General features: G+C 65.4%; 21 protein-coding genes. 15 read left to right on the forward strand and 6 right to left on the reverse strand.

Annotated elements, in window-relative coordinates; genetic code table 11:
• Positions 1-84: 84 nt before the first annotated feature.
• The 6 genes from K8O92_25100 (at position 85) to K8O92_25125 (ending at position 6,740) form a co-directional block, all read left to right on the forward strand.
• The gene (locus K8O92_25100) at positions 85-1,395 is read left to right on the forward strand and encodes an ABC transporter substrate-binding protein (GenBank protein UAK31101.1); all 1,311 of its coding nucleotides are present in this window, start codon (positions 85-87) and stop codon (positions 1,393-1,395) included.
• A gap of 2 nt (positions 1,396-1,397) precedes the next feature.
• Positions 1,398-2,243, forward strand: coding sequence for a sugar ABC transporter permease (locus tag K8O92_25105; GenBank protein UAK31102.1), 846 nt, complete (start codon positions 1,398-1,400; stop codon positions 2,241-2,243).
• Positions 2,244-2,310: 67 nt separating this feature from the next.
• Positions 2,311-3,180 carry a carbohydrate ABC transporter permease gene (locus K8O92_25110; GenBank protein ID UAK31103.1) on the forward strand — a complete coding sequence of 290 codons (870 nt, stop codon included), beginning with the start codon at positions 2,311-2,313 and terminating at the stop codon, positions 3,178-3,180.
• Between the two features lie 13 nt (positions 3,181-3,193).
• Positions 3,194-4,282: an ABC transporter ATP-binding protein gene (locus tag K8O92_25115; GenBank protein ID UAK31104.1), complete on the forward strand. Its 1,089-nt coding sequence runs from the start codon at positions 3,194-3,196 to the stop codon at positions 4,280-4,282.
• A gap of 211 nt (positions 4,283-4,493) precedes the next feature.
• The gene (locus tag K8O92_25120; protein UAK31105.1) at positions 4,494-5,303 is read left to right on the forward strand and encodes a hypothetical protein; all 810 of its coding nucleotides are present in this window, start codon (positions 4,494-4,496) and stop codon (positions 5,301-5,303) included.
• 60 nt (positions 5,304-5,363) lie between these two features.
• Positions 5,364-6,740, forward strand: coding sequence for a LuxR C-terminal-related transcriptional regulator (locus tag K8O92_25125; GenBank protein UAK31106.1), 1,377 nt, complete (start codon positions 5,364-5,366; stop codon positions 6,738-6,740).
• A gap of 1,268 nt (positions 6,741-8,008) precedes the next feature.
• On the opposite strand, the gene K8O92_25130 is transcribed toward K8O92_25125, so the two are convergent.
• On the reverse strand, positions 8,009-8,596 hold the full coding sequence (locus tag K8O92_25130) for a CGNR zinc finger domain-containing protein (protein UAK31107.1): 588 nt from the start codon (positions 8,594-8,596) through the stop codon (positions 8,009-8,011).
• 103 nt (positions 8,597-8,699) lie between these two features.
• Between K8O92_25130 and K8O92_25135 the strand changes: the two genes are divergently transcribed.
• Both K8O92_25135 and K8O92_25140 read left to right on the forward strand, forming a co-directional pair.
• Positions 8,700-9,902: an epoxide hydrolase 1 gene (locus K8O92_25135; protein UAK31108.1), complete on the forward strand. Its 1,203-nt coding sequence runs from the start codon at positions 8,700-8,702 to the stop codon at positions 9,900-9,902.
• A 355-nt stretch (positions 9,903-10,257) separates the two neighbouring features.
• A complete protein-coding gene (locus tag K8O92_25140) occupies positions 10,258-10,728 on the forward strand; it encodes a pyridoxamine 5'-phosphate oxidase family protein (GenBank protein ID UAK31109.1) in 471 nt (156 codons plus the stop codon).
• Between the two features lie 242 nt (positions 10,729-10,970).
• Here the strand turns inward: K8O92_25140 and K8O92_25145 are convergent, their stop codons facing one another.
• The 3 genes from K8O92_25145 to K8O92_25155 all read right to left on the reverse strand — a co-directional run bounded on the left by K8O92_25145 (position 10,971) and on the right by K8O92_25155 (position 12,402).
• Positions 10,971-11,663, reverse strand: coding sequence for a hypothetical protein (locus tag K8O92_25145; protein ID UAK31110.1), 693 nt, complete (start codon positions 11,661-11,663; stop codon positions 10,971-10,973).
• Between the two features lie 175 nt (positions 11,664-11,838).
• Positions 11,839-12,135 carry a carbohydrate-binding module family 14 protein gene (locus tag K8O92_25150; GenBank protein ID UAK31111.1) on the reverse strand — a complete coding sequence of 99 codons (297 nt, stop codon included), beginning with the start codon at positions 12,133-12,135 and terminating at the stop codon, positions 11,839-11,841.
• An 87-nt stretch (positions 12,136-12,222) separates the two neighbouring features.
• Positions 12,223-12,402, reverse strand: coding sequence for a hypothetical protein (locus tag K8O92_25155; GenBank protein UAK31112.1), 180 nt, complete (start codon positions 12,400-12,402; stop codon positions 12,223-12,225).
• A 493-nt stretch (positions 12,403-12,895) separates the two neighbouring features.
• Between K8O92_25155 and K8O92_25160 the strand changes: the two genes are divergently transcribed.
• From K8O92_25160 to K8O92_25175, 4 genes are all read left to right on the forward strand, one after another.
• Entirely contained in the window at positions 12,896-14,347 is a 1,452-nt protein-coding gene (locus K8O92_25160) for an amidase (protein UAK35932.1), read from the forward strand.
• Between the two features lie 193 nt (positions 14,348-14,540).
• Positions 14,541-14,798 (forward strand): DUF2798 domain-containing protein, encoded by a 258-nt coding sequence (locus K8O92_25165; protein UAK31113.1) that lies wholly within the window; start codon positions 14,541-14,543, stop codon positions 14,796-14,798.
• A gap of 357 nt (positions 14,799-15,155) precedes the next feature.
• The gene (locus tag K8O92_25170) at positions 15,156-15,779 is read left to right on the forward strand and encodes a TetR/AcrR family transcriptional regulator (GenBank protein UAK31114.1); all 624 of its coding nucleotides are present in this window, start codon (positions 15,156-15,158) and stop codon (positions 15,777-15,779) included.
• Between the two features lie 82 nt (positions 15,780-15,861).
• Positions 15,862-16,494, forward strand: a complete 633-nt coding sequence (locus K8O92_25175; GenBank protein UAK31115.1) for a TetR/AcrR family transcriptional regulator — start codon at positions 15,862-15,864, stop codon at positions 16,492-16,494.
• 301 nt (positions 16,495-16,795) lie between these two features.
• Here K8O92_25175 and K8O92_25180 read toward each other — a convergent pair whose 3' ends face one another.
• Positions 16,796-18,007, reverse strand: coding sequence for a helix-turn-helix domain-containing protein (locus K8O92_25180; GenBank protein ID UAK35933.1), 1,212 nt, complete (start codon positions 18,005-18,007; stop codon positions 16,796-16,798).
• A 754-nt stretch (positions 18,008-18,761) separates the two neighbouring features.
• Between K8O92_25180 and K8O92_25185 the strand changes: the two genes are divergently transcribed.
• Positions 18,762-20,159, forward strand: coding sequence for an AarF/ABC1/UbiB kinase family protein (locus K8O92_25185; GenBank protein ID UAK35934.1), 1,398 nt, complete (start codon positions 18,762-18,764; stop codon positions 20,157-20,159).
• A 233-nt stretch (positions 20,160-20,392) separates the two neighbouring features.
• Here K8O92_25185 and K8O92_25190 read toward each other — a convergent pair whose 3' ends face one another.
• Positions 20,393-22,648 (reverse strand): bifunctional SulP family inorganic anion transporter/carbonic anhydrase, encoded by a 2,256-nt coding sequence (locus tag K8O92_25190; protein ID UAK31116.1) that lies wholly within the window; start codon positions 22,646-22,648, stop codon positions 20,393-20,395.
• Positions 22,649-23,343: 695 nt separating this feature from the next.
• On the opposite strand from K8O92_25190, the gene K8O92_25195 reads away from it, so the two are divergent.
• Both K8O92_25195 and K8O92_25200 read left to right on the forward strand, forming a co-directional pair.
• Positions 23,344-23,517 (forward strand): hypothetical protein, encoded by a 174-nt coding sequence (locus K8O92_25195; protein ID UAK31117.1) that lies wholly within the window; start codon positions 23,344-23,346, stop codon positions 23,515-23,517.
• A 469-nt stretch (positions 23,518-23,986) separates the two neighbouring features.
• On the forward strand, positions 23,987-24,322 hold the full coding sequence (locus K8O92_25200) for a MarR family transcriptional regulator (GenBank protein ID UAK31118.1): 336 nt from the start codon (positions 23,987-23,989) through the stop codon (positions 24,320-24,322).
• Positions 24,323-24,529: the final 207 nt, after the last annotated feature.

Genomic DNA, 24,529 nt, shown 5'->3' on the forward strand with positions numbered 1-24,529 from the left:
CACATTGACAATATCCCTCAGCGCACTTACGTTGACCAACCTGACATTTGCCTGAAACAGGTTGTGCGCGAAGAGGAGCCATGCATGCCGGTACCCGGTTTGACGCGCAGATCCTTTTTGCGCGCGGCGGGTTCCGGCGCGGCCGCCCTATCCGCCGCGGCCTGCACCGGATTCGCCACCAGCGGCAAGGGCGGAATGATCTTCCTGTCCACACAGTTCCGGCCCGCCGACGAGGCGGAACGCTTCCGTGGTCTGCTCGCCGATGCCGCACCCGGTGTCGGCTACGTGACCATCGAAGAGAGCCCCTTCGCGAGCCAGGTGCGTAGTCAGGTCCACGCGGGCGCGACGCAGATCGGCCTGCTGGGCGGCCTGCACGGCGACATCGCACCGCTCGCCGACGGCTATCTGGAAGACCTCACCGGCTTACTCGCCGACCTCGGCTCCCGCGGCTGGCCCGCCGACTACCTGGACCTGGCCAGGGTGGGCACCGATCGTACGTGGTACATCCCTTGGGCGACCGCGAGTTACGTCCTTGCCGCACACGCGGATGCGCTCGAGCACCTGCCGTCCGGCGCGGATGCCGTGTCGCTGTCCTATGACCAGTTCCTCGACTGGGCCATCGCCGCGCGCCGCGGCAATGGCAATCGCCCTGTGCTGGGCCTGCCCGCGGGCCCCAAGGGTCTGCTGCACCGATTCGTCCAAGGTTTCCTGCTGCCTTCCTTCACCGGCGGCCAGATCACCACCTTCCGCTCGAACGAGGCGGTGACGGCGTGGCGGTATCTGCGTGAGCTGTGGGCGAATTGCGTCCCGGCGAGCACGAACTTCGACTTCATGCAGGAGCCGCTCGACAGCGGCGAGGTTCGTCTGGCGTGGGACCACGTCGTGCGCCTCGCGCGCGCCCCGGAGCGCGATCCGCGCAATTGGCGGATGCTTCCCGCGCCCCGGGCTGCGCACGGACTCGGCTACATGGCAGTGATCGCCGGACTCGCGATTCCCGCGGGTAGCTCGGACCCCGAACTGGCGCAGCGGACGATCGACACGCTCACCCGCCCTGAAACACAGTTGCGGTTGCTCCGTTCCAACGGCTTCTTTCCGGCGGTCGACACGGCGATCCCGAGCGACCTGCCACCGGCCATCCAGCTCGAGGCCGATGCGGTGCGCAGGCAGCAGCAGGCGCCGGGTGCCATTCTGTCGTTACCTCCGGCCGGGCTGGGCCAGCGTGAAGGCGAGGTGAGCAAGGTTTTCAAGGACAGCTTCCGCTCGATCGTGCTCGACGGGGCCGATATTCGCTCCACGCTGGACCAGCAGGCACGGGTCCTGCAAAACATCCTCGACGATGTGAAAGCGCCGTGCTGGGCTCCCGACCCCGCCGCCGACCTGTGCCGGGTGGGCTAGCCATGATGTCACGACTGCGCTCGCCGTGGATGCTGCTGATGCCCTCGATCGCCCTGATGACGGCGCTGTTCGGCTGGCCGCTCGTGCAGGGCGTGCTGGAGGCGTTCCGCGGCGACCACGGCTTCACCCTCGCCAATTGGGGGCGACTGATCGATGATCTCTATGTCCGCACCGCACTGCGCAACACCCTCCTGCTGATCGTCATCGTGGTGCCGGTCCAGCTCGCGCTCGCCGTCGGGATGGCGCTGCTCATGCAGGCGCGGCCGCGCTTCGCCGGCGGCCACTTCTACCTGTGGTGCCTGCCGCTCGCGGTCTCCGAGCTGGCCGCGGGCCTGGTGTGGCTGTCGGTTTTCGACAATCGCGGCTACCTGAATTCGCTGCTGGTCGGCATCGGGGTCTCGGATGACGGAGTGCAGTGGCTCAGCTACCAGAACGCGGGCACCATGCTGCTCGTCGTGGTGGTCGCCGAGATCTGGCGCGCGACGTCACTGGTGTTCGTGATCGTGGTGGCGGGCGTGCAGATGATCCCGCGGGACTACGACGAGGCCGCGCAGGTGTTCGGCGCGAATCTCTGGCAGCGGACGCGGCACGTGACGTTGCCGCTGCTCGGGCCGAGCCTTCAGGTGGCGCTGATCCTGCGGACCATCCTCGCGCTGCAGGCTTTCGCTGTGGCGCAGGCGCTGACCGGGCGGGACTTTCCCCTGCTGGTGGGTGAGACCTACGAGTGGTACGCGAATCTGCAGAATCCCGCGGTGGCCAGCGCGGTCTCGCTGGTCGTGCTGGCGATCTCGCTCGCCACCGCGGTGTTCTACCTGCGGGCGGTCCGGCAGCCCGAGCAGGCGCCATGAGACACCTTCGCCGGCCGTTGATCGAGGCGACGGGGTGCGGGTACGCCCGCGGAAGCCGAGGAACGCGATGAACCGTACCGAGGCGCCGCCGCGGCGCGCGCTGCCACCCATCGATCGCGCACCCGTGCGCAGGCGCCGCAGACGCGCGGTGTGGGTGCAGATGGCCTGCTCGGCCGTCAGCCTTTTCATGGTGTTGCCGATCGTTCTGATCGGCCTGGCCGCGGTGTCCTCCCGTGAGGCGCTCAGCGAGTTTCCGAAGCCACTGATCCCGAGAGATTTCTCCATCGAGACTCTGATGTCGTTCTTCCGTGCCACGGGAACGGTCGAGGCACTGGGCAATTCGCTGCTGGTGGGCCTCTACACGGTGTTCTGGTCCTTGGTGATCGGCGCACCCGCGGGATACGCGCTCGCGCGCCACGCGTTTCGCGGCAAAGACACATACCAGGTCTTCATCCTCTTCGTGCGCGCGTTGCCGATCGTGGTGCTCTCGGTGCCGCTGGCCACCGTGTTCCTGCGCATCGAGGTGTACGACACGGTGCTGGCCGTGACGCTGGTGCACACCACGCTCGCGTTGCCGACGACCGTGCTCATCACGGCAAGCATCTTCGTCGCGGTGCCTCCCGATCTGGAGGAGGCGGCCCAGGTCTTCGGATGCAACCGCTGGCAGGCCGCACGCCGGATCGTGGTGCCGCTCGCACTGCCGGGGCTGGCCGCGTCGTCGATCTTCACGTTTGTCCTGTCGTGGAACGAGATCCTCGGCGCGACGATCGTGACACTCGGGCACCGCACGCTGCCCGCTCAGGTGCTCACGGCATTGGACGAGGCGTCGATCGCGTACCGCTTCGCGGGTGGTTTCGCGTTGATCATCCCGGCGCTGGTGTTCATCTTCGTCATGCGGCGCTACCTGGTGAACATGTGGGGGACGACGCTGCGATGACAGGGGTTCGCTGATGGCTGAAGTGGTTGTCCGTGATCTGGTGAAGACCTACCCCGGCGGCACGGCGCGTGCCACCGACGAGGTCTCGCTGGAGATTTCCGACGGTGAGTTCATGGTGCTGCTCGGGCCGTCCGGCTGCGGCAAGACCACCTTGCTGCGCATGGTCGCCGGTTTGGAACTGCCGGACTCGGGACAGATCGTGATCGGCGGCAAGGACGTCACCTATCTCGAGCCGCGGCGGCGCAATCTTTCGATGGTGTTCCAGTCCTACGCCGTGTTTCCGAACAAGAAAGTCGCCGAAAACATCGGCTTCGGCCTTCGCGTGCACGGCGTGCCACATGACGAGATCCGTCGCAAAGTCGCCTGGGCCGCGGAGCTGTTGCAGCTGACCCCGTACCTGGACCGGTACCCGGCGCGGCTGTCGGGTGGGCAGCGCCAGCGCGTCGCGGTGGCGCGGGCGATCGTGATGGATGCCGACGTGCTGCTCATGGACGAGCCGCTGTCCAACCTGGACGCGCTGCTGCGGCTGTCGTTCCGGGCCGAGCTGAAAAGACTCGTCGCCGAACTCGGCACCACCACGATCTACGTCACCCACGATCAGGTCGAGGCGTTGTCGCTGGGCAGTCGCGTCGCAGTGATGCGTGCCGGGGCGATTGTCCAGTGCGGCCCGCCCACCGAGGTCTATGACGACCCGGCGACGGAATTCGTCGGCGGCTTCCTCGGCAGCCCGCCGATGAACTTCCTCACCGGCACAGTCCGCGCGGCGGAGACGGGGCTGCGCATCGACCTGGGTGGGCAATCGCTCGCCGTTCCCGCCGCGCTGTCCTCGTTCGAAGGCCAGACGCTGCGGCTCGGTATCCGACCCGAGGCGATCGTGGTGACCGAAGGACCGGCGGCCGCGACGGTGCGGGGCGAACTCGAAGTGCTCGAGCCCCTCGGCTCCTCGACTCTGCTCACCACCCGCGTCAGCGGGCAGACGGTGAAGGTTCAAGCGCCGCCCGGATTCCGCGCCTACGAGGGCGGCCCCTCGAATCTGTACCTGCCGCCCGAGGCATGCCGCTGGTACGACCCGGAGACCGGAATGCTCTTGGAGGTCGCATGATTACCATCGCGGGTGACGCGATATGTTCATCTCGATCGAGCTGCCCTACCTCAACGTGAACCGTGCCGTCACGGAACCAGGCACACTGCCGGCCGCGCGATGAAGTGACGGGATGCGCCGGGCTCGCCGCACCGGTTAGGATTCACATGTCATGGGGCAGCGCAGGCCCGTATGCGGAGCCGGTAATCTGCCGTCGGCGGTCACGAGTTTTGTGGGTCGACAGCGGGAGATTCGTGAGGTCCGGGCACTGCTGGCGACTGCCCGACTCGTCACTCTGACCGGAGTGGGTGGGGTGGGGAAGACCCGCCTTGCCACGGAGGTAGCCGCTGCGTCCGGCCGCTCGTTTCCGGATGGGGCGTGGTTGGTCGACCTGGCTGCCGTGGATGATCCGCAACGGGTGGCGCGTGCGGTGGTGACCAGCCTCGGGATGCCGGATCTGTCGCACCGGACAGCGGAGCAGCAGATCGTGGAACGGCTCGCCGACCGGCAGGTGCTGCTCGTGCTGGACAACTGCGAGCACCTGCTGGACGCCTGCCGTGTGCTGTGCCACCACCTGCTGCGTGCCTGCGCGGGACTGCGGATCTTGACCACCAGCCGCGAACTGCTGGGCGAAGCGGGCGAGCACGTCTATCCGGTCAGCCCATTGTCGATGCCTGCTTCGGATGAGTCCGTCACAGCTGGGGCGGTGGCGGGGTTCGACGCTCCGATGCTGCTCATGGAGCGTGCTCGGGCGGTGCGCCCGGACTTCGCGGTCACGGAGCGTAATGCGGGCACGGTGGTGCGGGTGTGTGAGCGGTTGGACGGGATTCCGCTCGCGATCGAGCTGGCCGCGTCCCGGCTGCGATCACTGCCGTTGCAAGCGATTCTGGACCGGCTCGAGGATCGGTTCGCGTTGTTGACCGGGGGTGCGCGAGCTGCGCTGCCACGACAGCGGACTCTGCGTGCGCTGATCGACTGGAGCTATGAGCTGTGCTCGCCGACCGAACAGCTGCTGTGGGCGCGACTTGCGGTGTTCGTCTGAGGGTTCACCCTGCATGCCGCGGAGGACGTTTGCGCAGGTGAGGATCTGCCGCGTGGGCAGGTGCTCGACCTGATCGATCACCTCGTCGCGCAGTCGGTCGTCGTGCTTGTCCCGGCCGACGATCAGACGCGTTATCGGTTGCTGGAGACGATCCGTGAGTATGGATGGCAGCGGGTGACCGACCGCGGCGAAAGCTCCACGCTGCGTGACCGGCACCGCGACTACTATCTCGCGTTCGCCGAGCAGATCGCCGGACAGTGGAACGGGCCCGGCCAGGAGACCGGCCTCGCCCTGTTGCGCGCCGACCGGGGAAATCTCGGAGGGGCGTTGGAGTGGGCGACCAGCACTCCGTCGAGTTCCCGCGAGGCGCTGCTATTGGTCACGGCACTGCGCTATCACTGGTGCGCCGATGGATTCCTCGGCTCCGGGCGACGCTGGATCGACCGCGCCCTACGGATTGCCGCGGACTCGGATGCCGGGCGGATCTCCGCACTCTGGGTAGCGGGATGGGTGATGGTTCTGCAGGGCGACCTCGACGCGGCTGAGTCGGTGCTCGATGAATGCGTGGCCCTCGCCGCAGAAGCCGGAGACCGCCGTGCGCTCGGCTGGGCCAGTAGCCTGCGCGCCACTGCCGCGGGCTTCCGTGGAGATCTCGCCGCTGCCGTGACAGGTTTCGAACGAGCGGTCGAGAGCTTCTCCGAGGATGACGAGCTGGTCCGGATGACCCTCTTCCAGCTCGCGGTCGCCTATACGCACGCGCATGATCCGAGAGCATGCGCGACGGCTCGGCGAGCGATAGAGCTGGCAGACCGGTGCGGCGAGCAGTGGACGAAGTCGTACGCGGTCTGGGCACTCGGCTACGATCAGCTGGTCCGGGGCGACTACGACCAGGCGATGGCTTCGGCTCACGCCGCCCTCGAGATCCAGCGCGAATTCAACGACCATGTCGGTGCAGCGCTGATGATCGAGCTACTGGCCTGGACCGCGGCCGCCCGCGGCGAGCACCGCCATGCGGCTCGACTCCTGGGAGCGATCCACACGATGTGGCGGCGAATCGGTACCTCCATCGCAACGTTCGGGCCTTATATGTCCGAGCGGCACGCAGCGTGTGAGCACGTCGTGGCCGATGCGCTTCCTGAGGCGATCGTGCATGCGGAACGGGTGCGGGGCGAAGGACTCGATCACGGCCAGGCGATCGCCTACGCCCTCGACCGGAGTGCGGGCGCCCCGCAACCTGCAACGGTGCAAGCGGGGGTGCTGACAGCACGCGAGCGGCAGGTCGCCGAGCTACTCGCACAGGGCCTGAGCAACCGGCGGATCGCCGAGCGACTGGTGGTGTCGCCTCGAACGGTCGATCGGCACGTCGAGAACATTCTCTGCAAACTCGGCTTCTCTTCTCGCGCGCAGGTCGCGGCCTGGACCGCGCGTCCGCACTGAGCCTGTTGTTCTGGCGCACCGGGGCACTCTACGACGCCCTGCCCCCGGCTTCTCACCAACGAGATCGGCGCCGGACCGGGTCGTCGTTGCCGGGCACATGACGCTTCAGGCGCCCTCGAGCTGCGCAAATGGGTAATCGAGTGGGTGTTTCCACCCATGCCGTGCGGTGCCGGATCTGTGATGCTCGACAGATCTCGACGAGCAGGAGGTCGGCTTTGACAGTATTCGACATCGCCGCGGAGCGCCGTCGGCAGCCGAATGGGGCCGGAGATGAATGACGTCCGTCGAACCGAGGCAGAGGGCCTGGGCGTCACGTGGCGCTTGCTGCAGGACCATTTGATTTCGATTCTTGCGGTGCATAATGCATGCGATACAGCGCCGATCGTCTCCTTCGGCCCCGACACCTACCCAGATCTCGTGCAAGCACGAGAACTTTTTCCAGAATTGACGAATTTGTGGGACGCGGTGCGCCACGAATTCTGGGCATGGCTCATTCCGCCACCACCTCGATCGCCGCAATCAGGGCGATAAGCGCATATAGTGCCTACCTGCCCGGTGGCCGGGCAAACAGTGATTCGCCGCCCTCGATGGGGGAGCGGTCACGGGGCGGTCCGCGTCGGCGGCCCACCCCGTGACCGCTCCTCAACGGCTCGGGCTACCTGGAGTCGCTGATGAACGAGTTGAAGCCGCCCTCACGGTGGCCGTCGTGGGCATGCGCCAACTGACGTTCCAGTGCGGAACGCAGCGCGGGGCTGGCGACGGTGCGTCACCCTGCGGTGACCTGCTCTGAGCAACTGCACCACATATTGCTCGGGAAGCTCGGTAACGGTCCGATCCCAGTCGATCACGCGGCACGCCGAATGGCGACGAGTGCCCACAGCCTGCAGCGGGAACTGGCGGGCGAAGGCACCACATGGCGCCGCGAACTCGACCGTGCTCGCCGGCATCCGCGACCACACCGAGAAGCGGCCCAGCACCGGCCCCGCCTGCCTCACCACGCTAGAGCCCACTCCCATCGCTACCTTTCGCAGCTTGCCGCTACACCCGAACACCACGCTGATGGGATTGCTACCGACTGGCCGATCGACCCCCGCCTGAGCGTAGATGCCCAGCGCCCTGTTCGAAACGGCCCACACCGAAAATTAACTTTTCTGACAAAAACAAACTCGGGATAGCGAGAACCGCTCTCTTCGCCCGGCACCTCGGCCTGGACGGCTGGCAGCACTGTCCGGCCGATCATTCCAGCCGGTCCTCCCGGGCAAGCCGGATCAGATGACACCCGTCCGTGCGGCAGTCCTGGTCTTGCGCTGGTTGGCATTGAAGCGCGCCTTCTTCTGACGATTCCCGCACGTGTTCATGTCACACCATTTGCGGGTGCGACTCTGGCTGGTATCGAAGAAGGCGGCTCGGCAGGTTGGCGATGCGCACAAGGCCAATTTTCCGTCTCGTTCGCCTGCGATGATGCTGATCGCGTCGGCGGCGATCACGCCTAGGGCATCTTCTACGCTGGAAGCCGAGCTGAGTCGCCATCGACGGCTGCCCTCGGGCGTCAGGACGGCCGCCGCCCGACCCTGAATGCTGCAGTCATTGATGACTTGAACAGCAGACGCAGGAAGACCGTCTCCGATCGCGGCCGCTGTCGCGGCGGCGTGAATTGATTCCCTCAGTTCCCGAGCGAGTTCGAGCTGGGCTGCGGTGCAGGCGTCCACGGCCAGGCCGTTCACGACCAGCCAGTCGACGAGTCGCTGCGGCGTGGGAATGCGTTCCACCGGGTCGCCATGACGCTCCGACAGAGTCCCCGTGAAGCTGGTCGCTAGCACGTTACCGAGGCGAAAGTCAGGGAACCCAGCAGGCATGGAACCACCTTAGCGGGTTGCCGGCCGCCGCCGGGGCATGTTAGAACCGTCTTAGCCGGTTCCAGGTAAGCCGTTGCCGGTTCCGCGATGACCAGGAGGTCTCATGCCCACACTTGGCCACCTCGACCCCGTTCTCACGCCCGCCCCCGTAGTGGTGCATGCATTCGAAGCCCACGCACCTGACGCCGACCTCGACGATCTGCGCGCGCGGCTGGCCGTAGCGCGGCTACCGGAGACCGAGACGGTCTATCGCGCCGCGCCCGGCCCTCGCCGATGGGAACAGGGCGTCCCTCTCGCCGACCTCGTCGATGTCGTGAACTACTGGCGCACCGGGTACGACTGGCGTTCGTTCGAAGAGCGCCTCAACCGGATCGGCCAGTTCCGCACGACCATTGATGATCTGGGGATCCACTTCCTGCACCGCCGATCCGCGCGCGCAGACGCCACTCCTTTGATCTTGACGCACGGCTGGCCAGGCAGCATCGCCGAGTTCATCGATGTGGTAGACGAGTTGGCGGATCCGAAAGATGCGGGCGCGCCGGCATTCCACGTCGTGGTCCCATCGCTACCAGGCTTTGGTTACAGCGATAAGCCGGCCACCACCGGGTGGGGAACCGAGAAAATCGCGGCCGCATGGGTGGAACTGATGGGAAGGCTCGGCTACAGCAAGTTCGCAGCCCACGGTGGCGACTGGGGAGGTGTGATCACCACAATTCTCGGCGGCAGGTTTCCAGCGCATGTTCTCGGCATCCACACAACGCTCGCGCAGGCACCGCCCGGTTTGACAACGGACGGGCTGACGGCGGTCGAGCGCGAGTGGACCGAGGAAACCCGCGATTTCTGGCGGCACCGCGCGGCGTACGCGAAGCAACAGGCGACCCGACCGCAGACCATCGGCTACTCGCTCGTCGACTCACCGGTCGGGCTTCTTGCCTGGATCCTCGACAAGTTCGCCGAGTGGACAGATACCGAAGACAGCCCGTTCGAGGCGATTTCCATAGACCGCGTTCTCGACGACGTCACCCTGTATTGGCTGACGCGGACCGGCGCATCGGCGGCCCGCATCTACTACGAAAGCCACAACTCGCTGGACCCCGAACTTCGGGTCGACGTCCCGTCAGCAATCACCATGTACCCCCGCGACATCGAGAAGTGTCCGCGCCCCTGGGCACAGCAGCGGTACCGACAAATCGTCCGATGGAGGTCGCCCGAAACCGGGGGACATTTTCCGTCGCTGGAGGTTCCCGAGTACTTTGTCAAGGACCTGCAAGAAGGCCTCGCGGCAGTGTTGGCCGCTAATCGGTGAACGCGGCTGGGTACCGGGCACTCGGAATCGGTCCGAGGATCCGAGCTGTGCGCCGAATGCTCGTTCCGGCGAGCGTCCCAAATCCTAGCCACCCGTAGATCTGGGAAGAACCGGTCGACCGTGCCGGTCCCGGCGGTCTGCGGCCCGGCGTCCCCGTAGCGAACGGTTACCGGGCCCACACCGCTGAAGCCGGCAGCAACGACTCGACCAGACCTCGCAGGTCGCCGGGCACAAGACAGCTCGATGGCGAGTCGAACATCATGCGGCATAACCGGTCCGGCAAGATCCGTTGCGCCGCCGAAGATGTCGGTGCCCTGTGCGAGTATCTGGGAACATATGACGCGAGGAGCTCGGTATGGCGACTGATTTCGCGGTGATTTCGGATGACTTCTTCCGATTCACCTCCGACATCGTCTGGTGCACAGTCACCACGGTGGACAGTGACGGGAGGCCCAGATCGCGAATTCTGCATCCGATCTGGGAATCTGTCGACGGCCGCCCGGTCGGCTGGATCGTCACCGGCAAGACGCCGGTCAAGGTCGGACATCTGGCCGCCAACCCGGTGGTGGCGTTCTCGTACTGGTGTCCGGATCAGCACGCCGTGCAGGGGGAAGCGACTGCTACCTGGGTCGAGGACCCGGAGGACAAGAAGCACGTGTGGGAGCTGTTCATGGACACGCCGCCACCGCTCGGCTACGATCTGCGCGCCTTCGGCGTTCCAGGGCCGGACAGCGTCACCGCCCTGCGCCTTGATCCGGACAGGATCCAGGTGCTCGACGGCACCCAGATTCCGAAGAACTTCACCCCGCGTGTAGCCGTACTCTGAGCGTCCCGCGCATTCGTTGTTCGAACAGAAGCCAGCTGATCGATGTTCGCCTCGCGTTCAGCGCGGGCAGGGGCTGGAGTCTCGCATCTCGATGATCACCAGGCACGGCCAAGGCCTGCTACAGCGCTGACCGGCCGTGCCGAATATGCCAACCGGGACGTGTTCGGCGAACATCTGCTTCACCATCTCGAGGGAAGTCCGCACAGCGGGATCGTCACGGTAGCCGGGTTCGTGCTGCTGAATCAAAGCCCACACTTCCGCGCGAACGGCCCGGCTGCGCTCGTCAACCCTCTTTCTTGCTCACCGGTTACGCCGTCTCTGCGGCCGATTTGTTCAGCCTCTTTTGGTGCAGCCGATTCTCGCGTCCTCGAAGCCATTGCGCGACAACAGCCATAGCGGAAAGTGTAGATCGCAGACCATGTGAGGCTGTAGGTGGCGTAGGAGACCTGGCGGAACTCCGGTGCCGGATAATTGTCGTGGCCTCTGGCCCATCGGATCAGCAATCCGATCTGGGTCCGCGGGTCCCGGGCCGCGCCATAGGAAACCACTCGCGTCAGTTCGTCGCCCTTGCTGTTCAGGTAGAGCTCGGTGGCGATGGTGAAGATGGCGACGAATACCGTGGCAACGATCACCAGGTGCGTGAGCGCCGCGGTGCGGGCCACACTGTTGACCGCCACGCTGCACACCGTGATGACAATCGCGACGCTGGTGAGGATGCCCCACGTTCCGCTGGCTTTCGGATTCGGTACCGATGTTTGCGCCCAGAGATCAACCCAGAAGGTAGTGACGTGAATTCGTCCGAAGGCGTTGGCGTGGATCACACCGTCCGTCCCGCCGGTGCCAGTGGTCAGCCACGGCTGAAACAGAAGGACAAAGGTGATCACGCTGCCGACCGCGGCACACAGATAGACCCAGTTCCCGCGGAATGTAGCCACCCGCCACTTTCCTCCGAGGGCTGGTCAAGGAATTCGGCGTCCGCCGCGAAACTGTCTACGCGTAAATGCGGGCCGATGCCGCCAGGGCCAGATCTGCGGATTGTCCCGTTTCAAAGAGTCTGCCTGTTCCCTGGCCTGGGCCTCTCTACATCCTCGCCTGTTCTTCCCGCGGCTCCTACCGCTGCCGGGCACCAGCCACCGCGCCCGCACTGGCCGGCCAGTCGCAGTACTGGCCAGTCGGGTTCCAATTCAGGCCGTCCGGACACCTCTGAACGGTCGGGACGTTGTTCGAGCACTGAACGTACCTCGTCACGTCCCCGGGGTAAGGGAAGAGTCCGTCGGGATGGGGACAGCTGAAGGCCGCGACGTCGAGTCCGGGGCCTGCAGCGAGGGCGGAGGACGAGCCGGCGAGCATGAGGCCCGAACCGAGCAGCGCGACGGCGGGCAGAACCAGAAGGCGGGTGAGTCGCACTGTTGTCTCCTTCGGGTGAGCGTCAGGCCGTCCGAATCGACCGTCGAGCACGGCAGCACAACGGACCGAGCCACGCGCGTCTTGCGGTCAGCAGTTGAACGGGAAGCACGACTTCGGCGGGGGAGTCGGCTGCGCGGGCGCGAGAGACGAGGGCACCACAGCGGTGTCGGCCGGCCTATCGGGAGATCCCATGTGGGTGAGCGCCAGCACCACCAGCACGAGGACCGGGACGCCCACGAGCGCCGCGAGGCCCCACAGGATCGGCATAGGCGCCGCACTGCGGTAACCGTGGAAGTACGGGGATCGGTAACGCCCCGGCCGCTGCGGTGCGCGCCGGTCGGTAAAGCGGACCGACCCCCTCACGTAACTCCCGCCTACCCGTCCTCTGCGTGAATGCCCCCGCACGGTTTCGTACCCCATGACCGTCAGTATGACGCGAAGGCCCGACACGATCAGCCAGTCAGCGAACCCGCACTACGGATCTTCTGGATCCGCAGATCGGTTTTCTCGGGGCGTCAGCCGATCAGTCTGGGTCCGGGGGCGTGGGGATGAGCATTGAGACATTCATCCCGTTGTGTGGAGTGGCATTTCATGCCCTGTGCTGGAGAGTTGGCCCACTGCCGACGCTGTGACCTGGAGTCGGCCGTCCTCGATGGCAGAACGGGTGCGTGAATTCACCAATGCAGGTGGTCCGTTCGACTTTCCCGTTGTGCGAAGCACCATTTTATGTCCTCTGCCGCAGGCTAATAGCGTCGAATTCATGGAGCGGAATTTTCAATCGGCCGAAGAACTCGCGGCTGCTTTGCGTGTCGGTGCGGTGACCTCGGTGGAACTGACCGACGAGGCGATCGCCCGTATCGAGCGCGACGACAAGATGATCAACGCGATCTGTGTACCGGACTTCGACCATGCGCGGGCTGCCGCACGCGATGCCGACCAGGCGCGCGCCAGCGGCGAGGATCGGCCGCTGCTCGGTATTCCGGTAACGGTCAAAGAGTCCTACGATATCGCTGGCCTGCCCACGACCTGGGGCATGCCGGCGCAGCGGGACTATGTGCCGGCCGAGGACGCGGTACAGGTGTCGCGGTTGAAGGCGGCCGGCGCGGTGCTGCTCGGTAAAACCAATGTGCCGTTGATGCTGCGAGATATCCAGAGTTTCAACGAGATCTACGGCACCACCAACAATCCGTGGGATCACGGTCGCACGTCGGGTGGGTCGTCCGGCGGTTCGGCGGCGGCCCTGGCGGCCGGATTCGGCGCGCTGTCCATCGGCTCCGACCTCGCCGGTTCGCTGCGCACCCCCGCGCATTTCTGCGGTGTCTACGCGCACAAGCCGACACTCGGGCTGGCGGCGACTCGCGGCATGGTCGCGCCGCCCGCGCCGGCCTTGCCGGTCGACCTCGACCTCGCCGTCGTCGGCCCGATGGCGCGCACCGCCCGCGACCTCGCGCTGCTGCTCGAGGTGATGGCCGGACCGGACCCGCTGACCCACGGCGTCGCCTACGACGTCGCACTGCCGCCCGCGCGCCACGAGCGGCTGTCGGACTTCCGTGTCCTGATCATCGAGGACCATCCGCTCATTCCGACCGGATCGGCGGTGCGGGCGGGCGTGAACCGGGTCGCCGAGGCGCTCGTCGACGAGGGCGCCCGCGTCGAACGGCGCAGTCCGCTGCTGCCCGATCCGACCGAAGCGGCGACGCTCTACATGCTGCTGATGCTGTCGAACGCCGCCGCAGGTATTTCCCTCGACGCGTACGAACAGCTGCAGACCCACGCCGCCGCCCTGAGCGCGGACGGCCGGAGTCTCGATGCGGCGCGGCTGCGCGGCATGGTGCTGAGCCACCGCGACTGGGTCGAGGCGAGCAACCGTCGCGAACTCCACCGCCACGGCTGGCGGCAGCTCTTCGCCGAGTTCGATGCCGTGGTGTGCCCCATCACGCCCACTCCCGCCTTCCCGCACGACCACAACGGAGGTCTGGAGAACCGGCACATCGACATCGACGGCGTCGAGTGCCCGTACTTCGACCAGCTCGTCTGGGCCGGTGTGGCCACCATGCCCGGCCTGCCTGCCACCGCCATACCCGCGGGCCGGTCGCCTGAGGGGCTGCCGGTGGGAGTGCAGCTCATCGGTCCGATGTTCGAGGACCGCACCCCGCTGCGGCTGGCCGAACTGCTCGAGCAGAAGATCGGCGGCTTCCAGGCGCCGAAGTAGGGCGCACTCCCGGGGTGTCGACCCGATGGACCTTCGGCGCCGTGCGGTGGTGCGAGCCGGACTTGCACTGCCGCACGCGGCTGCTTAAGCTCGGTGCCGCGACCTCGCTCGCCGTAAGCGTTTCACGTCAACCAACGCACCGGCCCGCCACCAGGCGGCGTCGTTGACTGACGAGATGTTTACGGAGCGACCGATGAATTCCGCGAATCCCCAGTCCCGCACCGGCTTCGGCAAGCTGCCCGCCCGCTACACCTCGGTGATCATGCCGATGCTGTTGTCGATCCTGATGACCTGCATCGTCTCGTTGATCAGCACCCTGATGAGCGACGGCCTCGCGATCGGGGTCTGGTTGCGTTCCTGGGCCGTATCCTGGCCCATCGCCTTCCCGACGCTGCTGCTGGTATTGCCTGCGGTGCGGCGTATCACCGCTGCACTGGTGCAAGCACCGTAGGCACCATGGACGGCCGGCCCATCACACCGTCCGATCGCGTCCCCTCGTCCGCGCGAAGTAGCGTCGCTGCCACGCCCGAGTGTACGAACAGAGCCAGATGGGCCGGGTCGTTGGTGGCCCGGTAGTCGGTGTCGACAAAGCACCCGGCGCCGCCGCTGCACCATCACCAGTTCCTCCCGGCGGCATCGGTGCGGCGAAATGCCACACCGACAGCAGATTCCCCTTTCCGCGAGACATCGTGCCGTCACCGAGACCCGGCCGCCACCGGAAGTGCACCAGGTCCGTTCATCCGGCGCTCCCACAGACCGTAGGGTTGGCGACGGTGACCCTTCCCAGCGACAGCAGGCAGGAGTATTTATGCCGTCGAACAGTGGCACCCGTCGTCCGACACAGGAGCGCGCGAAGGCGACCCGGGAGCACATCCTCGACAGTGCCGCACGCCTGTTCGGAGAACACGGGATCGCCAACACCTCGGCCAACCGGATCGCCGCCGAGGCCGGAGTGAGTGTCGGCACTGTCTACCGTTACTTCACCGACCGCACGGTCATGGTGGACAAGCTGATCGAGCGGCTGCTGGAAAATGCCGAACAGCGCTTCACCCAGCGTGTGTTCGGCCTCGCCGGACAATCCACCGCGGAGCTGGTGGCGTCCATTCTGGAGGTCATCACCGACGAGTTGGTGGCCAACGCCCAGTTGATACGCGCGCTCTCGGGCGGGGTCTCGTTCTATGACACCGGCATCCCCGAACTCGAACTCCGTCTACGTCTTTTCGCCAAAGTGCTGGTCATCCAGCTGCTCGGCCCAGGCGACGACCACAAATACGACATCATGAGCATCGTGTTGATCAACACCGGGATCGCGGCAGCGCTCCGCGCGTCGGTACTGGAGATCGACGACCAGCAACGTAGACGGGCCCTCACCATCACCGCGCGTGCGGTCGCTGCGTGGATCGAATCCGAACGCACGAGAGACTCGGCATGACGCAGGTCGAACGCGCAACGATTGGCCCACCGTCAAGCCGCACAACATCGAGCCTCCCGGGCCGGCAGACAGGAGCGGGTAGGTGACCCCGCAGAAGAAGGCGACTCGTCGTCCGACACAGGAACGCGCGAAGGCGACCAGGGAGCACATCCTTGATACTGCCGCACGCCTGTTCGGGGAACGCGGGATCGCCAATACCTCGACCAACCGGATCGCTGCCGAGGCCGGGGTGAGCGTCAATACTGTCTACCGACACTTCACCGACCGTGGGGTCATGGTGGACGAACTGCTGGAAAGGCTGCTGGAAAGTATCGAACAGCACCTTATTCGCAGCGTGTCCGATTCCGCCGGCAGAACCGTTCTGGAACTGGCCATCACCATCCTCGAGGCCATCACCGACGAACTGGTGGCCAATGCTTCACTGGTGCGGGCGTTGGCGGGAGGGCTGGCCTACTACAACAGCGGCCTCCCAGGATTCGAACCACGCCTGCGCGCACTACTGAAAGTTCTGCTGATCCAGGTGCTCGGCCCCGGCAATGGAAATGCCCACGACGCGATAGCGTTCGTTCTGATCAACGTCGGTTTCGCGGCGGCAGTCCGCGCCGCGCTACTCGACGCTGACACCGGCGAGCGCCAGGAAGTCATCGTCATGACCGCCCGCCTGATCGCGGCAGGGGCCGAAGCCGAAATCGAGGCATCGACAAGCTCTGGATAGCCACTGCGCACTATCAGTCACCGGAGCGGGTAACGGCCGCTCGGCTGGTAGCGGTCACATTCAGCGACTGACACCGCGCCGACGATCCTGCTCACAACAGGAGCAGACAGATGAATTGCCGCGTATGTCCGCCTGAGACATGGATCGCCGAGTCACCGTCCCACCTTCGATCACGGCATACGGCTGAAGCTGAGCTGGCTGGTCTCCGGCTGAGATCGCGATGTTCGTGCAACCACACAACTTCGTCACACTCGAATATGAAGCGGGCGTGTCCGAATGGTCGGAATTCGCAATGGCAGTTTTACACGGCGTCGACCTGGATATCGGGTTGGCTGCGCTTGCTGAACGTGCGGGCGATGAGCGCCGAACGTAGCTGCCACACACCCGACGTAGTAGTGGGATCGAATCCGGTGAGCTGGCTGACGCGCTTGAGCCGATAGTCGACGGTGTTGGTGTGGATCTGCAACGAGCGGGAGGTGCGTTGGCGATTGAGGTTGTTACCGATATAACACTGCAAGGTTTGGAGCAGTTCGGGGTGATCGTCGAGGGGGTCCAGCAGCGACCCGAGACTTTCACGACCCGGACCCGGCCGGGTCAGCTGGTACTCCAACGCCACATCGGTGAAACGGTACAGGGTGGGGGCACACTGCAGCCGCCGCACCGTGTCGAGCAGTTCGTGAGCGCGGTCGGCTGCACCGGGCACTTCAGTGGCCGATGCTGTGACAACGGCCGCTGTCAGGGGTACGCGCGCGGCGGCCGACAGCTGGGCGAGCAGTTCGTCGAGACGCCCGCCGCTCAGCGTCGCAGTCGGGATCAGGATCGTCCCACCGTCCACACTGAGCAGCGCGAGTGCGTTCTCGCCGCAGCGGGTAGCAAGCTCGGCCTGCAGGCGGCGCAGTTTGCGGCGGGCGACGACCTTGCCGTCGAGCATCGGATGCTGCTCGTCGGGGTGTTTTGGAATATCCACTGCCAGAACCGAATACTCGTCGGCAATGCCTATTCCGTGTTCGCAGGCCGTTGTTGTGGTGGCGTATCCCCCCAGCAGCGCGGAGGTCAGAGTGTGTACGGCGGTGTGGTGCTCACTGACTGCCGCCTTGTACTCACGGACATAGGCACGGGCGACAGTCGCGCTCATGATGTCGAGCATTTCCACCACCAGCTTCACGCCGTCTACCAGATTGGCGTAGTCCTTCACCGTCACGTTCGAGAAGATGACATCCATACCGAGTTTCAATCCTTCGTGGATGGAATGCAGGATCGTGTCGATCGACACGCCCTCCCGGGCCCAATCGGCCGCCGCTTCGGCCAGCCGGCCGGTCTTCGCCGGAAGATCCTGCCCGTCCAGCATGCTGGCTGACAGCTCGAAACAGACCCTGGTGATGGCGGCGGCGTCACCAGGGACGACGTCACCAGGGGCCAGCTGCCGAGACACCTCCCGCACGCCGTGTGTGGGTAAGGGCATCGGTTTGCCCGAGACGGTCAATCCATTCCCAAGTGCCCCGTCGGCTGTCATCGTCGACTCCCTTCCGCCTGGTTGCTGCGGCTCTACCGGCCGATGGTGCGGTCGGCAGCCGTGCGAGGCGGCCGAACTCCCGGCGAACGCATTCGACCTGGCCCTACATCGGTCGTGGTCCAACGATAAGAGGATCCCGAACTCACCTTCCACTCTTCTTTGCCCGACCCCTCGATGTCGGTGAACCATGGCGATGACATGCGGCGGAAGACCATTCATCACACCGTCAAAAGGAATTCTTCGGTGGTTACGCGACACGTTTGCTCACTATTTGCGATGGCGCTCACAAGCCGCGCGAGCAGCGAACGTCGGCCAGGAGTTGCGCGATCCTTCGGCCACTGGATCCAGCGGTGGACGCCAGTCGTCGGAGGTCGATCAGGGTGGAATGCCCGATTCGGTGCGAACAACGAATCGTCAATCAGTCGCAGAAGATGGAGCGGCCGGCAATGAACGCATGGAGCATTGGATCGCTGACAAGCCGGTCTGGCGCTCGAGCGGTTTGTTGCCACGCCATAAGCCTCCGAAGAGGCGGTGAGCTGGGGCACACTCGATTCCAGCCGATCGGCACACACTCCCGGGATTACCGGCAGGACGCGCTGACACAGTCCTGAGCTTCGCTCGCTTCAACTTCAGCTGTCGTATATCACTGCCGCTTGTTGTAAGTTGTTAGACCGTTGAAGTGACGGCCGACGTTGCGGGAACGGCCGAAACCAGCGACGGGATACAGGTCATGGGTCGGCCCACGGAGGTACTGATGGCGGCCGGTCAGCTGCCCAGAGGTCGACTGGCGCGGGGCAGTCGGCTGGGCCGACTGGTCGCGGGGCAGGCTGCGCGTGGAGTCGGGACTCGGTTGTCCATGATCGGTCGGCCTGACGAAGCCCGGCAGATACTCGCTGAGCGTTCCGCTCTGCAAGCCGCGCAGCAAATGGTCACAGTGCTCGGCGGCATGAAGGGCGCGGCGATGAAGCTGGGCCAGATGCTGTCGGTTCTCGATGTCGACCTCGTTCCCGAATCCCACCGTGAACTGTTTCGGGTGAAGCTCGCCGAACTTCGAGATCGCGCACCGGAGGTTCCGTTCAAGGCGATGCGGAAGGTCATCGAGAGTGATCTCGGGCCGATGTCGCGAGTGTTCGCCGATTTCGAGGAGACGCCCGTGGCCGCAGCCTCGATCGGCCAGGTGTATCGGGCGAGGTTGCATGACGGGCGCATTGTCGCGGTGAAGGTGAAGTACCCCGGTGTGGATGAGGCCGTTCATGCGGACATGCGTAACTTGCAGTTGTTCGCCAAGGTGTGGAGATCCGTGCTGCCGAGCGCGGCCGACGTCGCCGTGCTGGACGAGATCGCACGCAACATCGGCGGTGAACTAGACTACCTTCGCGAAGCGCGGACTCAGCATGCAGTCGCGTCGCGCTTCCACGAACATCCCTTCATCACCGTCCCCGACAGTGTCGGAGAACTCTGCACGCACCACGTTCTTGTGACAGAGTTCGTCGAAGGGAGGTCCTTTCAAGAGATTCAGGCTCTGCCCGCGGCCGACCGGGATCGGATCGGTGAGCTGATCTACCGCTTCTACATCAGTTCGCTGTTCTCCGACTACGAGTTCTGCGGTGACCCGCATCCCGGCAACATCCTACTGGACGGGGGCGGTCGACTCGCCTTCGTGGATTTCGGGCTCTATTACCGGATGAATCCCGCGGACGCCGAGTTCGAGCGTGCGTCCCTGCTAGCCGCCGGAGAACACCGGGCAGGGGATCTGTACCAGGCGTGGGTCGGACGCGGCATCATCGACCCGGACGCGAGCGTCACACCACAGGAATGTCTGGAATACGTATGGGCTGCCTCGGGTTGGCATCTGCTCGACGAGCAGATCACGATCACCCCCGAGCTCGCCACCGCGGCAGTGGTGCTCGCCGTCGACCCGAGGGCGGACGAATTCCGGGGTATGCGCCATCAGCTGCTTCCGGCTGAGCACGTGTTCTCCAGGCGGGCGGAGTTGTTCACCTTCGCTGCGCTCGGTCAGCTCGAGACGACCAACAATTGGCATCGCCTGGCCCGTGAGTGGCTCTACGGCGAGCCTCCGGTAACTGATATCGGGCGGGCGACGGCACGGTGGCGAGCCGGGCAACTGTCGGGGCCACCTTACCGCCGCTGACCAGGTCATCACCGCGCTGCGCGGAAGTTGATCTGCCTTTCGACTCATCCTCGCCGATGTTCCTGGCCCGGCAGATGACGGCGGGCAGTGCCACGCACTCGCGCGGTGTGCCAGAACGGCGGGGCCCCAGTGGAGAAAGGGTAGTGGGCGGGCTCACCTTGCGGCGGCGTACGCGGGAATTCGGCGATCGACGTGTGGTCCGCATGGTGTCGGCACCACCACGCAGCGTGAGTTCATCCAACGGACCGGCGAACTCGCACCCGACCGGTCACGATGACCGGTTCGGCGACCTGGTCGGTGATTTCGCTGATGCCGTCGGTGGTGACCTCGAGCACGCGGGCGGTGGAGATGTCGAAGAACAGGCCCGATACTGTCAGGCCGCGGGCAGCGGCAGCCTGGCGGATCACCGGGTGGCGTCGCAGGGTCTCGAGCTGGACGGCGACGTTGACCATGCTCAGCTGGGCGGTTTCGTCGTATCCCGCGGCCGCCGCAGCGGCTCGCACCGGGTGCCCGGCACGGTAGGCATCCAGGCTTGGGCGGGCATGGGTGAGCCAGGTGTCCAGTCCCGGTCCCGCGGAGGTGCCGGCCAGCAGGGCCTTCATGGCACCGCAGGAGGAGTGGCCGCACACCACCACGTTGTGCACCTTCAGGTTGTCCACCGCGAAGGACAGGGCCGCCTCGACCGAGGCGTCCGATCCGTCTGCGGGGTGCAGGTTGCCGACGTTGCGGACGGTGAACAGGTCACCGGGACCGCTGTTGGTGATCACATTGGGCACGATGCGTGAGTCGGCACAGGTGAGGAACAGCGAGTGCGGATCTTGCCGGTCGCGCAGCTGATTCAGGTGCGGCCGCATCACGTGGGCGTGGCTGCGATGGTAGGCGACCACGCCGGCTGCGACCGCGTCGCCGTCGCGCTCGCGCCACGGGACGAGCACCTCGTCGAGAATGCCGCGCGCCCGGCCGCGCCGAGGCGGGCCGGTCATGGCGTGTTCCATGCGCGCGGTTCCGATCTCGACGAATTCCACGTTCCCGCCGGTACTTTTGTGCTGGCGGACCCAATCGCGGATGGCCTCGTAGCCGGCGTGGTCGAGGAAGTCGACGGTCAGCTCGACAAGTACGTCGGAACCCGCCGGCACCGTGGCCAGCTCCTTGGTCAGCTTCGGCAGCGCCAGGAACGTGCACGTGCCGTCGACGCGGACGATCCAGCGGTCGGTGCCCGCCACCGGTGTGGCCTGTACCGATACCTTCACCACTCGCCACAGCAGAATCGAGAACGCCATAGCCAGGCCGATCAGCACGCCCTCGAGCAGGTTCAGAAACACCACGCTGACCATGGTCACCGCGTATACCGCCAGGTCGCCGGTGCGATGGGCGAGCTGGATGTGGGCCAGCTTCACCAGCTGGACGCCCACCACGATGAGTAGTCCGGCCAGCGCCGACTTCGGGACCTGCTGTACGACGCCGACGAGCGCAATGGAGAACACGAGAATCCACACACCGTGCAGAATCGTCGAGGCCCTGGTGCGCGCACCGGCGGCCACGTTGGTGGAGCTCCGCACGATCACACCCGTGACCGGGAGGCCACCGAGCATGCCGGAAGTCATGTTGGCCGCGCCCTGGGCCAGCAGCTCGCGGTCGAAGTTGGTGCGCCTGCCAGTGTGCAGCTTGTCCACGGCCACTGCTGACAGCAGGCTCTCCACGCTGGCGATGAGGGCGATGGTAAGCACCGCCGACACCACCCCACCCCAGTTGCCGCTCGGCAGGTCGGGCAGGCCGATGGCGGTGAACAGCGAGCTGTCGATCTCTATGCGGTCCGGATTGCCAGGCAGCACCAGCGATAGCACCGTACCCACCAGCACCGCGGCCAGCGGGCCGGGGATCAGGCGAACCTTGTCGGGTACCCGGCGCCAGGCGACGATGATGCCGATGACGATCAGGCCGATGACGAAGTCGTCACCGTGCGGGTTGAGCAGCTGACCGGGTAGTTCGCTGATGTTCTCGAAGGCCGAGCTACGCGATGCCCCGCCCAGCAGTACGTGCACCTGCTGCAGTGCGATGGTGACACCGATACCGGCGAGCATGGCATGCACGACGACCGGTGCTATCGCCAGCGCGGCACGCGCGATCCGGCTCACTCCGAACACGATCTGCAACAGGCCGGCTGCGGCGGTAATGAAACATGTTGTCTGCCAGCCGAACTGGTCAATGATATCGGCGACGACCACGGTGAGGCCGGCCGCCGGCCCACTGACCTGCATCGGGCTTCCACCGAGGAAGCCGACCACGATGCCACCGACCGCGGCCGCGATCAGGCCGGCGGCGAGAGGAGCGTCGGAGGCGATGGCAATGCCCAGCGACAAGGGCAGGGCAACAAGGAACACCACGATCGAGGCGGGCAGATCATGGCGGGAGATCGACGAAAGCCGTTCGGGCCAGGGGCTTCCCGGTGGGGTGTCCGATATAGGGGTCGCATCGGTGTCGGTGGACATATTTCTCCTTCACCAGGCCTACGGGCCGGTCCGGTCGGTGGAACATGTTCTCCAGGCATCGAAAGCAGCTGCGGGACGACGGTTCCGAATGTCCGGCAGCCTCTCAGGCATGAGGAGTTTTCCAAGATCAAAGTACTGGCAATAGCGCAGCGAAAAGCGGGCCGAACGGATTTTTGTGACAGGCTCTATTTCGAACGACAGCCTCTTCCCTGGCGTCACAACGCACCACCGACAAAAAGTCGGTTTCAGGAGCAAGTTTCTATGTGACGGCGGGCGCGGTGACAAACCAGGGGAATGCTGCACGAACAACATCTGCACAACTGCCGTGTGGTCCGCATCGCGTCCACTGCGGACGTCCGCATGCGACGAATGGGCGGGTTGGCACCCGCCGCCGTGCAGAAGTTCCCCCTATCAGCGCAGGTCCGGGGTGTGACACGGCAGGGCTCCTGGCGACCACGGAGATATTCGATGCCAGCGACGAAATGCCACAATCAATGGACCGAACTATCGTGTACATTCGGGTCACAGCAAGTGTGAATGCCACTTGATACTGTGATGATCCACGACGGGTTCGGAAAGAGTTGATCTATATATACAGAGTCTGGAAAACGACGTGCAACGGCTCCCGAGTTCGTGATCTGATCGTTCCGTCCCGAACCCGGGAATTCCACATGAACACGACTGAGGATGACTGTATGAACTCGAGAATTATTCGCCCGCTCACCGTCGTCGCATTCGCGCTGTCCGCCACCGCCCTCGGCGTCGGCACGGCCTCGGCGGATACCTCCGCGGCAACCCCGGTCGCGGGCTCGGTGGAAGTATGCATCCCTATCCCGGTCGGCCCTGTCGAGTTGAGCTTCTGCCTGTAACCGGCCAGCCCGAGTAGCACGCGGCGGTGGCGGCATGGTTCATGGTGAGCACGACGGCGTGTTTTTAGTTCGACGTCGTCACCGCCGCGCAGCCTGCACAGCGAGATCGATCTGGCGTCCGGTCGAGCGACTGTCGGCAGGGCGCCGGAGTGGCCGCGTGGGTTCGATACCACCCGCCGGGCGGGTGCTGCAGAGCCGGGATCCGGCGAACAACTCGCGCACCCGCACGGCATCGAGCGCGATCAGGGCTCCCTGTGGCCGCCCATCGTCCCTCGACGACGACCAAGCACTCGTCGCGACGTTGCCGAGGCCGGACGCCACCCATGGATTGTCCCGCTCGGGTGAGTAGGAGTTTATGTTGGCCGTTGATACCACGGACGCCACAGCACTGGCCGCCACGGCGGCGCGTCTGCGCATTGCATTGACCGTAATTCTGCGGCGCACCCGGAGGGATCCGAACGAGTGTCGATTGTCCGCGACGCAGTGGGCTGTGCTGGGACGCTTGCATCGATGCGGAGCCATGGCCGCTGTCGATCTGGCTCGCCTGGAGATGTTGCGCCCGCAGACGATGCGCAATGTCGTCGACGGGTTACGAGATCAGGGACTGATCGTCGGCGTACGCGACCCGATCGACGGACGCCGGGTGAACCTGATGCTCACCGACGATGGCGTGGCCTGGGTGCGCGGGCAGCAGGGGTCACCGAACAACGCTCTCGCGCAGGTTTTGTCGGAGAGCTTGCCGTCCGGCGAACTGAACAAGGTGGACGAAGCGCTGGATTTGCTGGAGAGAATCGCCTACGGGTGACTATCCATGCCGTGCACCCGCCTACGGCAGGCGAGCGCAGGGCCGACAGTGTGCGCCGCACTGTTCACCGGCCAGTCGGTAAATCAGGTCGTCACGATCCCGCTGCACACTTCGTGACCAACCACGGGTGAACACTCACCCCAGCAGTAGGTTGCCCACCGCCAGTGCCACCGAAAGGTCCGCGGAAGCCGCACACATCACCGCGGC

It is taken from the genome of Nocardia asteroides, assembly GCA_019930625.1.
Taxonomy (GTDB): domain Bacteria; phylum Actinomycetota; class Actinomycetes; order Mycobacteriales; family Mycobacteriaceae; genus Nocardia; species Nocardia sputi.